The organism is Vibrio sp. NC2 (assembly GCF_025195005.1).
Taxonomy (GTDB): Bacteria; Pseudomonadota; Gammaproteobacteria; order Enterobacterales; family Vibrionaceae; genus Vibrio; species Vibrio splendidus.
The window spans coordinates 138,683-153,836 of sequence record NZ_JANVFC010000008.1 but is presented as its reverse complement, the minus strand read 5'-3'; the positions used below and the strand labels follow the sequence as shown (position 1 = coordinate 153,836).

Annotated in this window: 14 protein-coding genes; 1 reads left to right on the top strand and 13 read right to left on the bottom strand. The window is 42.8% G+C overall.

Going from position 1 to position 15,154, the window contains the following annotated elements; translation table 11 throughout:
• Positions 1-5 precede the first annotated feature (5 nt).
• Genes NX845_RS13000 through NX845_RS12980 form a run of 5 tightly spaced genes read right to left on the bottom strand, consistent with a single transcriptional unit; the run spans position 6 to position 6,354 of the window.
• Positions 6-1,046 (bottom strand): hypothetical protein, encoded by a 1,041-nt coding sequence (locus NX845_RS13000; protein WP_017085185.1) that lies wholly within the window; start codon positions 1,044-1,046, stop codon positions 6-8.
• A 47-nt stretch (positions 1,047-1,093) separates the two neighbouring features.
• Positions 1,094-3,571 carry an acyl-CoA reductase gene (locus NX845_RS12995; RefSeq protein WP_260256868.1) on the bottom strand — a complete coding sequence of 826 codons (2,478 nt, stop codon included), beginning with the start codon at positions 3,569-3,571 and terminating at the stop codon, positions 1,094-1,096.
• A complete protein-coding gene (locus NX845_RS12990) occupies positions 3,562-4,686 on the bottom strand; it encodes an iron-containing alcohol dehydrogenase (RefSeq protein WP_017085187.1) in 1,125 nt (374 codons plus the stop codon). Before NX845_RS12990 ends, NX845_RS12995 begins: the two co-directional genes overlap by 10 nt.
• Positions 4,687-4,695: 9 nt before the next feature.
• Complete coding sequence (locus NX845_RS12985) at positions 4,696-6,117, bottom strand: class I adenylate-forming enzyme family protein (RefSeq protein WP_017085188.1); 1,422 nt, start codon at positions 6,115-6,117, stop codon at positions 4,696-4,698.
• Between the two features lie 6 nt (positions 6,118-6,123).
• Positions 6,124-6,354, bottom strand: a complete 231-nt coding sequence (locus tag NX845_RS12980; RefSeq protein ID WP_017085189.1) for an acyl carrier protein — start codon at positions 6,352-6,354, stop codon at positions 6,124-6,126.
• A gap of 379 nt (positions 6,355-6,733) precedes the next feature.
• Between NX845_RS12980 and NX845_RS23425 the strand changes: the two genes are divergently transcribed.
• Positions 6,734-7,450, top strand: a complete 717-nt coding sequence (locus NX845_RS23425; protein ID WP_311319412.1) for a CatB-related O-acetyltransferase — start codon at positions 6,734-6,736, stop codon at positions 7,448-7,450.
• 42 nt (positions 7,451-7,492) lie between these two features.
• Here NX845_RS23425 and NX845_RS12970 read toward each other — a convergent pair whose 3' ends face one another.
• The 8 genes from NX845_RS12970 to NX845_RS12935 are packed head-to-tail and all read right to left on the bottom strand — an operon-like array spanning position 7,493 to position 15,147.
• Positions 7,493-8,266: an oxidoreductase gene (locus NX845_RS12970; RefSeq protein ID WP_017086709.1), complete on the bottom strand. Its 774-nt coding sequence runs from the start codon at positions 8,264-8,266 to the stop codon at positions 7,493-7,495.
• Positions 8,263-8,955, bottom strand: a complete 693-nt coding sequence (locus NX845_RS12965) for a cytidylyltransferase domain-containing protein (RefSeq protein WP_260256867.1) — start codon at positions 8,953-8,955, stop codon at positions 8,263-8,265. Before NX845_RS12965 ends, NX845_RS12970 begins: the two co-directional genes overlap by 4 nt.
• A gap of 7 nt (positions 8,956-8,962) precedes the next feature.
• Positions 8,963-9,943, bottom strand: a complete 981-nt coding sequence (locus NX845_RS12960; RefSeq protein ID WP_029222181.1) for a Gfo/Idh/MocA family protein — start codon at positions 9,941-9,943, stop codon at positions 8,963-8,965.
• Between the two features lie 3 nt (positions 9,944-9,946).
• Positions 9,947-11,008, bottom strand: coding sequence for a nucleotidyltransferase family protein (locus NX845_RS12955; protein ID WP_017086712.1), 1,062 nt, complete (start codon positions 11,006-11,008; stop codon positions 9,947-9,949).
• Positions 11,009-11,055: 47 nt separating this feature from the next.
• Positions 11,056-11,709, bottom strand: a complete 654-nt coding sequence (locus tag NX845_RS12950) for an acetyltransferase (protein WP_017086713.1) — start codon at positions 11,707-11,709, stop codon at positions 11,056-11,058.
• On the bottom strand, positions 11,702-12,775 hold the full coding sequence (gene neuB / locus NX845_RS12945; RefSeq protein WP_260256866.1) for an N-acetylneuraminate synthase: 1,074 nt from the start codon (positions 12,773-12,775) through the stop codon (positions 11,702-11,704). Before neuB ends, NX845_RS12950 begins: the two co-directional genes overlap by 8 nt.
• 48 nt (positions 12,776-12,823) lie before the next feature.
• Positions 12,824-13,990: a UDP-N-acetylglucosamine 2-epimerase gene (gene neuC / locus NX845_RS12940; RefSeq protein ID WP_260256865.1), complete on the bottom strand. Its 1,167-nt coding sequence runs from the start codon at positions 13,988-13,990 to the stop codon at positions 12,824-12,826.
• On the bottom strand, positions 13,990-15,147 hold the full coding sequence (locus tag NX845_RS12935) for a LegC family aminotransferase (RefSeq protein WP_260256864.1): 1,158 nt from the start codon (positions 15,145-15,147) through the stop codon (positions 13,990-13,992). The genes neuC and NX845_RS12935 overlap by 1 nt, the downstream gene beginning before the upstream one ends.
• Positions 15,148-15,154: the final 7 nt, after the last annotated feature.

Here is a 15,154-nt window from a genome sequence, read left to right as displayed (position 1 = left end):
TTCCTCTACATTATATTGGGGCGGTCTTGATCTGCATCGCCTTTGAATAACACGAATGACAGCTCGTCTTCCTGGCTTTGGCGTGCAAAATGAATAGGGATATTTTTTTGTACAAATGGTTGAAAATAATCAGGAATAATTAATTCCCCATCAGTGTCGACCGGCACGAAACCAGCATCGAAAAGGCTCCCTTCATCCATACCATATTGCATGATATCTAAATACTCATGCCCTTCCGTAACAAGTAACTCATATAAATGAGCCGTCACACGACCAATCGAAGTCAAGTCTCCTTGAATATCCACCACTCGCAAGGCGCTAGATTGATTATGAACAACTGAACGAACAACAAGAAAACTCTCTAACTTGTCTCTATTATAAACCCCAAGAAAGCGATACTCGAACTTAGGGTGCTTCAAGAAACGAGTAACAAAATACTGTCCATCTTTCTGTGATTTATGTTGGTATAAGCCATCCTCTGACAACACAGAAACAACCTGCTCTTTCGCAATGTCTACCACTTTATACTGGTCGTTTTTCTGACATCTAGAGAACGTTAATTGCTCCGGAACCTTAGCTATTTGATATTCTGGAAGAGTATTATTGACTAATGCTACTTGATTCATTTTTCCCACAGTAAAACCTAGCGTTTCATACATAGGGAAAACAATCTGGCTGATTCCAATTGAACATATATTCTTTATCGCGAATTCTCGCTTTAAAAAGTTGAGGAGCCCCAAACCTAAACCAATGTACTTAGGGCCTTCGTTTACTTTCCAAATAGCTAACCAAACTTCTTTCTCTGACTCAAGAGCATCAGAAAAATGAGACGTCGGAATAAAACCAAGCACACCACATATCTCACCACTTTTATTATGTCTGGCCATAACAAAATTATAGTTACCTGTATTCACATTTTTATGTTGCCAATCTAATAACTCTCTAGAGGTAACAAGAACGTGATTTTTAGCCCAGTATTCATCAATATATTTAACAAGTTCACTAACCTGATCTTGCTGACAAATTTCAAATGTAAATCTAGCCATTTCAATCTTCCAAAACAACGAAAGCACCTAAAGTGCTTTCGTTTTAATTAAACTGGGCCACCAAGTGATACCCAACGAACTAGGCGATCTAGCGCAAACAGTCCATCCCAAGGTGAATCAAAGTGCGTCATATACCCAATATCAGGGCATCTCATTGCACCTTGCATTAATATTTCGTTGGCAAACTGTAGTTTCTTCTCACCATGCATAGCCAGGCCCACCGTTTGAATGTCTTCATGCACACTATCGATAACATCAAATATGTTATCGACAGCTTTAACGGTGATCACTCGCTGATATGTCGGCTCAACCAAGTCAGTGCCTTCATCAAACAATACAGTCCAACGCAGATGACGATCATTCCAAGATTCACCAATAAAGCCGTATTCAGCAATTTTTGAGCGTATCTTATTTGCCTGCCCAATATCTGGTACTTGTGTTGGTAAACGAACAAGAGCTTTGTCCATGGCTGCCGCTAACTTTTCTGCAAATTCTTTCGGTGATATCTCGCCACCTTTTTCAACAAAAATAGTGTGAGGCGAAGCGCATGCAAACTGATCAAATACACTTGAGTCCGTTGCTGCTCGTCTTATTAATTTTCGAATGGCTTTCTCTGAGTCTAGAGCTTCATTGCCAATAACCATCATCGAGAGCTTAGGGCCAAAAAGTATATCTTGGCTATTATACTTTTTCGGTAAAACACTAACCGCTTCTATTGCTTCTCGTCCGCCCCAAGCAATACGAACATCGGCACTAGCTGAAAATCGCTCTGCTATCTTATTTTGATGACGGTCAAAGTACACCACAGCTAATGTTTCTAATAGATCATCACCGTGAATTGTATAACCTCCAGGCGTGGTATAGCTGATGCCTTTGAAAGTATTCAACAGCATCGGAAGCGCTTGGGATTCATCTGCCGATACTTTAAGAACATTGGCATTCTTGCTCAAAATGCTTTGCACTAGGGCAAACATACCAAGCAGCGGCACATTACCGGATAACCAGTGAGAAACAATACCCCTTGGCATAGCTTTAAGTGAACTGTGACTAATGTCTTTGCGAGGCATAAAGTTGTCGAGGAAGCCTCGCTGCCCATGCAGCGCTGAATCAAGTAAACTGCGTAGACGATTCGGTTCACACCAATCCGCTAAGAAATTAAGACCAGTATGACGATAAGGATCTAATCCTGGATTCTCAGCCCAAGTCTGACGCGCTGTATCGAAAAGACCGAGTATGGCTTCTGCAGGCTGTTTCGCTAACCACTTCTGCTTCAACTTAAGGTGTGAAAGAATGACACTCAACTGTTCAGAAGGTGAATCAGACTCATCCAAATCGACTGGAGAGTGATACACTACCATGTGCTCAGGTTGCTCTAAAGATTGCTTAGACGCTGTCTTTTTAGTGACTTTTTCAGACATCACATCGCCACAACCACGGACTTCTGCTTTTTTAGCTCGACCAATCACCTTAAATCGCTTTCCAACCTGACCACACTCACACGCAGACTCTTCTACAACACCAAGGTCATCCGTCAACACAACGTTGCCAGGGTAAGAGTGCTGTAATGGACTTACAAACTCCAATAATCCCACCACACCATTAGGGCTAGGCGATAGATCCGCTTCATCTCGAATGATAACGTCAGAGTAAGCGTGCACGTGTTTCCAGCCCGCCTTACAATCTGGGTAATTCAATCCCATTTGCTCTGTAAAACCATAAATATCAACAACATTATCAGGAGGAATGCCCAGTACTTGTGCGATATCTTGATTAAACGTTTTCTTGTCTACTTTTTCAGACTCCAATTTTTTCCAGCCACCAATGTGGATGACTTGCGAACCTTCGGGAAGCTTAAAAGAGACCCCCTTTTCTTTTAGGCTCTTGAAAACCGTATGATATAGAACGAAAGTAAAACCAAAAATCACAAGAGGCTCATCACTGTCCAGTTCATTTAAATGATCAACAAATTGTTGCTCCAAGAACTCTAGTGGTGATGAAGGGCTAGATGCATCAATGAAATAATGGGAAGATGACGCAAAGTTCAAATAACCTTTGACGGCTGCAATACGAGCACCTAAGTTACTTGCATTTGGGCTAGTTGGGTCAATATCCATGATACAAAATGGACGTCTCTTCGGCCCTAAAACTTCTTGCATCACTCGAGCCATTGCTCTCGTTTGACGACGAGCAGTGACTTTATCAAGAAGAACAGTGCTGGGTACGCCACTTGTTGCTGAAGATTGAAGCTTGGTCTTGATCGCCGTTTCGCTGACAGACGCTAACTTATGGCCTAAAGCTTTAAAGATGTGTACTGGAATCGCTGGTATTTCTTCCAAGCTCCCACTGAACTGCGTCGGGTTGAACCCATTTTTCAAGCAGAACTTACGGTACATTTCATTGTTGTTATAGTGATGTACTAGTTCTTCAAGCAAATTCTGTTTGAACAATGGTTGCTTTTGCGCTTCAGATAACTCGAAAGGGCGCGCATCCAATACGCTCGTTAAGCTTTCATTCTTTATAGGCATTTCTTCACTATCTCTTTAACGTCATCTTCAACGAAAGCGACTGGGTTTGTCGCAGCTGCAGGGTCAAGCAATGCATTCTTTGCAATGCTGTCTAGCTGTACATCCGATAATTTCAAAGAAACACCTTGCCCCATAGTTAAGCCTTCAAACAGGTCAAGAAGAGCCTGCTTACTCGGTAGACCAGCGTTCTTAATCAATTGTTCATATTTTTGTGCAGTCAACTGTTTTTGATAATTGAATTCAATAACAGCTGGCATCAAGAGCCCGTTTGCTAAGCCATGCCCGATATTAAAGTGACCTAATTGATGGGCGATAGCATGTGAAAGACCCACGACGCAATGATTTTGAACCCAGCCCGCGAGCATTGCTGCATGTTGCAATTCAGAGAGCATATCAACATGCCATTCATCTTGCGCGAGCTGTGACTGATAACGATAAACAATCGATACGGCTTGCTCAGCAAATGTCTCCATTAATGGGTGAGGAATTTTAGAAACATAGCCTTCAATTGCATGTGAGAGAGCATCTGCGACAGTTGTTCTTAAAATACTTAATGGCACTTCAGACACAAGTTCAGGGTCCAAAATCACTAAATCTGGAAGGAAGTCGTGAGTGACGACTGCCTTTTTACTTTGAGTAGTTCTGTCTAACATCACAGCCGCAGACGACACTTCTGACCCTGCCCCTACTGTAGTCGGAATAGCTGCAAATTTTGCTCGTCCACGTAATGGTGGTATTGCAAATGGTCGGAATAAAATATCAGGATCAATTGTTGGACATTCATAAAACAGCCACGCTAGCTTTGCACCATCGATAATGGAACCACCACCAAGGGCTACAATATAATCAGGTTGAAATGACTCAAGTTCACCAACGACACTTGACAGTTCATCTACCGTCGGTTCGCCCTTCCAAGACTTCTCAATAACACGAACGCTTGTCGCATTGACTAAGCGAATAACTTGCTCAAAAAACTTTGACTTGCGAAATGATGGACTGATTATTAATGCGACACGATTTGCCACAAGGCCTTTGAGTGCCATTCTTGCGTTCTTTCCGTTCGCAATTTCATGAGCATTACGAAATACGGGCAAAGGAAATCGAAGTTTTAACATGAAGCTCTCTTACATTTTAGTCAGGTGTAAACGTTGAATTTTACCTGTGGATGTTTTTGGTAACTCATCAATTACTTGGTATTTTTCTGGACGCATATGGACAGGGAGTCGTTGCGCAACACTCGCCCTTAGTCGCATTTCTAGAGTATGGATTTCATCACTAATCGAAGGTTCAACAACGATAAACGCTTGAACTACCTCTCCCATACTAGGGTCTGCATGTGGAACACAGGCCGACTCTATCACACCGTCATCAGAATTCAGCACTTCTTCAATTTGGTAAGGGCTTACTTTCTTACCCCCTACATTGATGATCTCTTTAAGCCGTCCTGTTAAGAATAAGTACTCGCCTTCATGCTTACCTAAATCACCGGTTCGAAAATAACCGTTAGCAAATGCTGCAGAGGTTAAGTCATGATTCTGATAGTACTCTGTTAGCATCCATGGTGCCTTAAATGCAATTTCGCCAATTTCACCCTCAGGTAAGAGCTGTCCATCCTCACCAAGAATAACGAATTCAGCGCCTCGAGAAACATGGCCCACTGCATCTAAGTTGTCGGTATGGAAATGGGTGAATACCGCGCGAGAAATTTCTGTCAAACCATAATGCATAACGATGTGGGTCGATGGGAACCATTGCGTCAAGAGTTTCTTATCTTCAGGAGACAAGTGTGCACTCCCAAACTCAATATAGTTTAGTTGGGATGCATACTTAGTGATACGATTTTTAGACATTGTTGTAATAAATGCCCAAGCTGAGGGAACTAGCCCCAAACCTGTTACCCTATGCTCCTCGATCGCCTTAAAAACACTTTTCAAGCGCTGAAGTGGGTAGCCCAGAACTAATGTACCACCGGAAAAAAGAGTGGTACGCATACGCCCCATTCCAAAAGAATGGCTAAGAGGCATTAATAGAAGCTCTATATCGTCAGATGTATTTCGCACTTCATCTACAATATGCTGAGTTGCCGTGAGCAACTGCTGATGACTTAAAGCGACACCTTTAGGTTCACCAGTGGTACCACTTGTAAACATAAGATCAGCGATGCCTGAAGAAACGTTACTAATGACTTCTAACTCTATCATTTGGTCATTAACATCAGCAATATAGGCTTGGCAATCTTCAATCGATAAGCTCGGATTAACCTTACTATCGATGAACTGCTTATAACTTTCATCTATGTCGGCAGCGAGGTTAACCACTTTTGCACCAATATAATGGATCGCAAAATAAACAGCCACGAAAGCGTAGCTGTTAGATGCAGTAACAAGTACAGCATCTCCTGGTTCTACGTCTCTCATTAATTTAGAAGCAGTGCGTTTGATAGTCTCAGCGAGCTGTGTGTAGGTAACAGCAGTGCTTTTCTCATAGAGAGCTATATGTTGAGGACGAGATGCTGCGTGAGCTAGTATTGTTTCGACTACCGACATAAAGAGTTACTCGTTATTTAAAACTGCGTCAACAATGTCTTCTACATCTTCAATATCTAACGTCTGTTCAATATCTAACACTACGCCTAGATCTGATTCCAATGCAGCAATGATGCGCATGTGAGCAAGAGAGTCCCACTCAGGAATATCACCAACTGCCAACTCGTCATCAATAACATCAACTGACACGTTTAGGACCTTGGCAATAAGTTCTTTTACTGACTCTTTAGTATTCATTTTAGAAATCTCGATATGGAATGTAGTTAAAGCGTGATTTTAACACTAGGTTAGGCGTATGGCGATATATAGGACTTTATTAGAAACAATAATACAATCGTTGTATTGAAAGCATTTAAACCAACTACACATCTATGTTCATAGCCCTATAAGTATGGGCGACTATTCGACAAGGAATAGTACATGAGATTGGCACTCTCAACACCAAACAGCCAGTAGCCAGTAGCCAGTAGCCAGTAGCAAATATTACTTTAATTTGAACTTGAAAGTGCTCACATTTTATCATCCGCTAAAAATATAAGCGAGACTCGATAGCATGCAGTAAGTTATCATTAAGAAAAAGTCCCCCTCCAAAGACACCCTAGCAGGTAAGGCCGTTATGACAGATTACAACCTTTCACAACACGAACGAGCAACCTTAGATAAATATGGACATCTACTTGCCAAACGTCGAGTGGGAAAAAAAACGCTCAATCCTTACCATGCTATCAAACTCAACTACATGAGGAGAAAACTGTGTCGTGACCAACACGGAAAGTTCAAAGAAGGTTATCGTTACATTTCAGAAAAACTTTTTGGCTTTACCGTAGGTAAGTATTCTACAGGCTATGAACAGTTTTGGAGTCAAACACGCTTAATTGAATCTATCGGAGCGTTCTGCAATATTTCAGCAGACAACGTTACTGTCGCTGGGAATCACCCCCTAAGCATGGTATCGACAAATACTTTCACATATAGCAAAAAACCAGGCTTTGTGTCTGAAGATATATCTATTTCTCACATAGCCAATACCCAAAAAATCGTTATTGGAAATGACGTCTGGATGGGAGCTAATGTAATTCTTTTACCCGGAATTGTTATTGGAGATGGCGCAGTAATTGCTGCAGGGGCAGTCGTCAGTAAAGATGTGCCACCTTACGCTATTGTTGGTGGAGTTCCTGCAAAGATAATTAAACATCGTTTTTCTGATGATATCATTGAAGGGCTATTAGACACGCAATGGTGGAATTGGGACGACGCTAAAATCAAAAGCCACATTCCATACATGAACACTCCTGAACAATTTTTACAACAGTTAAAAACGACCAGCAAGTAAAACGACCAGCAAAAAAGGGCCTGTGGCCCTTTTTATTGGTCGTTAAAGACTAAACCCATCATCAACGACAATATTTTGCCCTGTTACATAACGGGACTGCTCAGAAAGTAAGAAGAGTACAGAACCAACGATCTCCTCTACATCCAGCATACCTGCACCATGTGTGTTGCTCTTATAAGCCTCCAAAAAAGCTTCTGGTTGATGATCAAAGATCCCGCCAGGGCTGACACAGTTAATACGAAAACGGCTGTCATTCACATATGCTGCAGCGTATTTGCTTAAATGCTGAATCGCTGACTTAATAGCTGCATACTCAACGGGCATCGTCATTGGAGTATTGTCATAGATATCAAACTTCGGAGCAACAACACCATATATCGATGAAATATTTACCAGTGATAGAGAATGTTCAGTACGTTTAAAATAAGCTGCTGCTTGCTGAACAAACAGAAAAGCACTCCCTAAATGTAGAGATAGGTTGTCATTGAAACTCTCGAAACTCACGTCAAAAAAGTGCTTGCCGTACGCTTTATTTCTTGGGTAGGTTGTGTTTACAGCGCCATCTAATGGTGTATTACAGCCCTCGAAGAAAGCCTTAACTGAGTGCTCACTTGTCACATCCAACTCAATTAAAGACAGATCATCATTATCAAGCTCAACACCCACACCTTCTAAGCGCTGTTTCATCGCATCGACATTGATATCAGCAGCAACCACTTTTGCCCCCTGAGCAAGTACCGCTGGAACCAAGCGAGAACCTAATAAGCCTCCTGCACCAGCAATCAATATCGTCTTACTCTTTAGCAGTTCATTCATTGATCTTCACCCATAACAATAGCTTCAGCTAACTTAAAATCATAAATATCATCGATATCTACCGCTCTTTCCTTCGGCACTTCGATACTGGTGACCTTGCCGCTGAATAATCCGTAATTATCCAAGACAAAGCGGGGGGTTGTTGCGTAAACAACGGTCGTGATATCGAAAACTTCTGGCGCATCCTGTCGTCTCGCCACCTCACCGTTTGGCCTATTAACTAATTCAACAAAGCCTTGTTCATCTTTCTTTACCATATTAAAAAATGGACTACGGCTTGCAGGAGTGACTGAAATACAGATGTCAGCATATTTTTTTTGCAGTTGTAGAATAGACGACTCTACATCTTCAACGCTACGTAACGGGCTAGTCGCTGGCAAGCTAACAAAGTGAGCAAAGTCGCCATACTTGGCTTGTACCCACTCAACCGCATGACGCCATGAAAGCCATTCAGGGCTCGTATCTGTTGCCAGTTCTGGTGGGCGTTCAATTAATGTTGCACCACATTCCACTGCGACCTTAGCTATTTCGCTATCGTCAGTTGAAACAAAAACATCACTAATCGATGCACAGGCTCTAGCTGTCTCAATCGAATATTGCAATAGAGGTTTTCCAGCAAGTGGTTTAATATTCTTACCAGGTAAGCCTTTAGAGCCCCCACGGACAAAAATAAATGCATAGTTTTTCATGGGAAATCTAGCCTTGGGTTTGAGTGTTAGCATGCTGCTTAATAATTTCGATTAACTCTACAGTTTTAGTCGCTTGTTGTAGGTCGATGCAATCATGCTTATTGCCTTTCGTCATATTGATAAAATCTTGCAACATATTGAGGTACATTTTGTTTTTATCCCAAACAGGGTCGCTATAGACAATATTTTCAACTGTATGAGTGATCTGCTTAACCTCATTTTTTATGAGGTCCCATTCAATTGTTCCTTCACTACCAACAAAGCGACAACGTCGATAAGCTTGACGTTGCAAGAAATCTAAATGGATATTGATCAATGCTCCACTCTCGGTGGTTGTGACAATATCGACTAAATCTTCTACTTCCAAACCTAGTTCATCTGAAGAACGTAGATGTGCGTGTTGTAACGTTAAATTTCCAAGAAGCCACTGTGCATAATCTAACTCATGGCTGAGCTCTAACAATGCTCCACCACCGAGCTCTGCGTTAGCGGATACACTGCTTCGATAGTCTTTACTTGGGCGCCAATCGGGTAGGTACTGCCCTATCTCAATGCGCGCATTGTAGATCCGTCCAATTGCCCCTTTATCCAACAATGCCTTTACCTCAAGGCTTGAAGGCAAATACCGTAAGCAATAACCCACGGTAACCGGAGTTTGCGTTTTTTCAACAACAGCTTCTAAACGCTTGGCCTCTTCAACACATGTAGTCACTGGCTTTTCAATCAGTGTTGGAATGCCCGCCTTAAGCAAGGGAATAGTATGCTCAGCGTGAAAAGGGGCTGGGGATGCAACAATGACAAGTTCGGCGCTTGAGCGAATGATCTCATCGATATTAGAGACGACTTCATCGCAATCAGAGACAGGCGCTGTTGGGAACCTTCCACTCGCCGACATTGCCAGTAGTCTGCAGTGTGGAAACAATAGCTTTAAATTTCTTCGATGTCGGGTAGCGATATTACCCAATCCAATGACTGCAACTGTTCTCAAAACTTAGTCCAACCCTAGAGTATGAATGTCTGCTTGCGCGCGATTAAAATCATCCATGCGACCAATGTCCAGCCAATATTCATGAATAGGGAACATTAAAATGTTATCCCGCTCATTCATATGCACTTCAAGCAGTGTCGGCATATCAACTCGATGATTTTCAGGCACCGAAGCAATCACTTCAGGTGACACCACATAAATACCAGCATTCACAAAAAATCGTTGAATTGGCTTTTCAACCATGCTGGTGATTTTATTGCCTTCACCATTAATTACCCCATAAGGAATCTGATAATCATACTCACGAACACACATTGTCGCGTCAGCTTGGTTCTCAGTGTGAAATTCTAACAGTCGTTGAAAATCCACTTTCGTCAAGACATCACCATTCATCATAATCAATGGGAGGTCTTTAGGTAGACTATCTGGCAACAAACCAAGTGCACCGCCTGTGCCTAGAGGGGATTCCTCATACACATAAGTAATATTGATACCTAACTCAGAGCCATCACCAAAATGTTGCTGGATTTGTTCTGGCATGTAGTGAGTCGAAATGTAAAAGTTAACAAAACCTGCTTTGATAAAACTGCGGATCACGGTTTCTAAAATTGGCTTATTACCAATATGCAGCATGGGTTTTGGACACGTATCGGTAAGCGGTTTAAGACGCGTGCCAAATCCACCTGCCATAATAAACACTGGGTTCTGATGTTTAGGCTGGTGAAGTGCACCATGCAAAGTCTCTAGGCCGATAACTTTGCCACTTACGTCAAGTAATGGAACCGACAAAATGTCGAGACTTTCCATCAGACCAATCAGCTCTTCTCGAGAAGAGCCTTCTAGTGCCGTCGTTGGATTAGTGTTCATCACCTTTGATACAGATTCACTCAAAGGCAGGTTGTTTAGCAAACCTCGACGAATATCCCCATCAGTTACAACGCCCAATAAAGACAGTTGTTCATCGACAACCAACACCACTCGCAACGCTTCGTTATTAATGATTTCTAATGCGTCTCGGATTGTGTTGTCTGGTTTAATTAGCACGTTATTCCAACAATGACTCATGGCACACCTAATTTTAATTTCTTGAATGCTTGGTAATTTACAGCAAGCTAATATGGCTTGATTATGCTTCTAAAAGGATAACATATGCTTTGCGATGGTAGGGGCTTCGTTAAAATAGCGCCCGCTCCAACAATTGAGAACGCACCTAAAGTGATACCTTGTATCACAGTCGCATTCGCTCCTATATAACAACCATGTTGGGTTTCTACTTGACCACACAAAGTCGCTTTAGGAGCAAGATGGTTGTAGGCGCCAACCAGGCAGTCATGCTCTACAAGCACACTTGTATTGATAATGCTATGTTGCCCTATGAACGCACCGGTTTGTATAACGGCTCCTTCCATAATTTGAACACCATTTTCTATAGTTGCATACTCAGAGACAAATGCAGTTTCAGCAATTACGTTTTCAAATCGATAGCCTAATTCAATGAAGTAGCTCGCTATTTTTTCCCGAAAATTAGATTTAGGCATCGCGCCAACACCCAACACGAGTCTAACGTCATTGGGAGAAAACTGTTCTACGTCGCTATCTTTGATAAACTGCTTAATCCCCGAGAAAACCCTACGCTGGGAGACATCATCAGGACAAATCACCGCAACTATCTCACGCCCTTGGCGAAGCAATATGTCTGCAAGCACGCTCGCATGTCCTCCGCCTCCAATGAGCACAATAGGCAACATAGAAGCAGCATTATTCAAAGATCAGCTCTCCGGCTTGATAAGCTTTAGAAGAAGAGCGTTCAAGCATATCCCAATAGCGATAAGGTGACATGCCATGACCCGGTCTCTTAATGGTGATATTTTCTGACGAAAACTCCTCACCTTCGGCAATATCACACGCAGCGACCAGGCTTTTCCTTGCGACCGCTTTGTTTTTCACTTCTGATACCGTTGGTGTTTTTACGCGACTTCCTAATGCCAACTCGACCTGTCGAATTGCGCTGACCATGGCCGTTAAGTCTTGAGGTTCAAGAGAAGCTTTGTGATCCGGTCCTTCCATGTTGTTATCTAGCGTAAAGTGCTTTTCAATCAACACCGCACCGCAAGCGACAGCTGCAATAGGAATCGTAATACCTTGACTGTGATCTGAATAACCTGCAGGTAGGTCAAACGCACGACCTAAAGTGTCCATTGCTTTAAGGTTAATCTCTTCCATTGGTGCTGGGTATTCAGTCGTGCAGTGCAAGATTGTGACCTTACTCTTAAGCGCTTGTTGACCTTTATCAGAGGCATAAGCTTCCTGGAAGGCCTGTACTGAAGGTATGTCGTTGTCACCAGCAGTGTAACCAAATGCAATCACACCCAGCGCGATTTCGATTTCCGATAGTGTCGCCATACCAGTGGAGACAATTAAATCACACCCTGTTCGAGCATGTTCTAGTACGAGAGGGGCATTAGTAAGTTCACCAGAAGGCAACTTCAAGCGAGTTAACCCTAGATCGTTCACTAAAAAATCTAGGCTTTCTGAATCAAAAGCGGTTGATAAAAACTCAATACCGAGTTGCTCACAATGCTTAACCAATTGATGGTGAGCATCATAAGAGAGCTCTAAGCGACTAAGCATAGCTAATTGCGACTCTTGTTTCTGCGTGTTGGTAACCTGATATTCCGCCTGTTTCGCGTCTTCAGTTACCAGGTTTTTTGCCTTAAACGTCTGAAACTTTACAATATCAGCACCCGCTTGATAGGCTGCATCAACAAGCTCAAATGCCAGTTTTTCATCACCATTATGGTTTACGCCTGCTTCGGCAATAATCAGAGTCATACCGCTCTCTCTTTCGTTATTTGTTACTAAAAGCTAAATGTATAGCTCTCAGTTTGGTAAATCGTGGAAGGTTTTGCATGGATTGAAATCCAGAGTTTTGATCATCTCGATCACTTTTTCACTGGTGTTTCCTTGTCCGTACGGATTCTCTATCTCTTCCACAGTTTCCTTATACTCACGTTCATTCGCAGATCTGATAGCTCGCTCAATATCAGCTCTGTTCGACTCACAATGCAGCACGCTTTTTGCTGCCAAGCGACCTTTCTGGCGAGATCCAATATTAACAGTGGGAACATCAAATGCCGGTACTTCAATAATACCGCTAGAAGAGTTGCCAATCACAGCCGCTGCATATTTAACTGCACTGAGGTAACGCACTTGCCCAAGCGAAGGAATTGCTAATACGCGATCAGGTTGGCTCGCGGCGTAAGCTTCTAGCATTGGGATAATGCGGCGACCACCATCATCAGCATTTGGGTAAGTGAGGATAACTTGATGCTCTGGGAAACAGTTTAAAGCATCCAATAAAGCTTGGAATGCCTCTTCAGGTGCTTCATTGCCGAGTGTCACCGGATGATAAGTCACCAAGAAAAACGGTTTAGTCAAAGAAAAGTTGAGAGATTCCCCCAACTCGCCCAATGACATGAAGTCAGCACGTTTAAGGTGGTCAAGGCCTATTGCACCGACATTTCTTACTCGCTCAGGTGCCTCACCCAATTGAATCACGCGCTGACGATATTCGTCTGTCGACGTACCATGCAGGTAGCTCAGTTTGGTAATTGCATGACGAATCGCATCATCGTATGCGCCTTCTGTAATTTCACCACCATGCAAGTGAACAATAGGAATACGCAAAATCATCGCCGTTTGAGCAGCGGCTAATGCCTCAAAGCGATCGCCAAGTATAACCAATACATCAGGCTGTAGACGAGCTAAAGAGTCCGAAAATCCAAGGACACCAAGGCCCATACTTTTAGCTGTTCCTACGGCAGAATCAGACGAAAGCAGGATTTCAATTTTTTCATCAATCTTAAATCCATCTTTTTCTATCTGCTGATAGGTCTCCCCAAACTCCGGCGAAAGGTGCATCCCCGAAACGAGAAGCTGCAGTGTTAAATCGGGATCACTTTGAATATCTTTCAAAAGCCAAAAGAGCAGACCATACTCTGCTCTTGTTCCAGTAAAAACCGCTACTTTCTGAATTTTGTTTTCCATTAAGCGCCTTTAGACAGTTGAATGGGTGTGCTCGGAATGTTGATCAAATGCGCTTCAATAAACTCAGACTGCGTCAAGTCACCACGCAATGCGTTCTCGAACATAGGAAGACGATGCATCAACTGCCAAATAGGACGCGTCATGACACCCGCAGAGTTGGTTTCTTCCAAAATTTGTGCTCGTGATGCTGTGTCTGGGCAAATAATCGCATTCAGCCAATAATTCGATGTCGCGTATTCTGGCTCTGTCACGAATGTAAATTCTGAACCTGAGAAAAAATGTTGGTATTGTTCAGCCAATTGGCGCTTCTGAACTAGGTATGATTCGAGCACTTCCATTTGTGCACAACCCAATGCGGCATTCAAATTTGGCATTCGATAATTGAAGCCAGGCTCATCATGATAAAACTCAAAAGGGTGTGGGACCTTAGCTGTCGTGGTCACGTGCTTAGTACGAGCACCCTGCTCTTGAGTTTTACACAGAACCATACCACCGCCACCGGTTGTAATAACTTTATTGCCATTAAAGCTGATCGCAGCATAATCACCGAATGTACCTGTATGTAGGCCTTTATAGAAAGAGCCCAAACTTTCTGCTGCATCTTCCACTAAGACCAGTTGCCACTTTAAACATACGGCGACTAACTCATCGAGTTCGACAGGGTGGCCGAAAGTATGCATCGGAACCACAGCGCGGATGCGTTGTCTTGTTTGTCTATGGATACAACCTTTTTCAGTCAACTCAGCGTGTTGTGTTAGATAGTGGTCAACCGCTTTAGGGCACAAGCCTAAGCTTACCGGAGATATATCAACAAAAATTGGCTCTGCACCCATGTGATACAGGGCATTGCAAGTCGCAACGAAGGTCAAAGCTTGTGTAACAACCAAATCACCGCGTTGTACGCCCGCCATATAGAGTGCTGCATGTAGAGCTGCAGTGCCATTGACAGCAGCTACCGCCTTAGCACTTCCGGTGTAAGCTTCAATCTTCGATTCAAACTGATCCACAAATTTACCAACACTTGAGACAAACGTACTCTCAATGGTTTCTGTGACGTAAGCTTTCTCGTTGCCATTGAATGTTGGCGCATGCAAAGGAACAAACTCATTGGTTTGGTAAGTATCACGAACAAATTCAACTAATGATGCAGGTTTCATGTTCTCT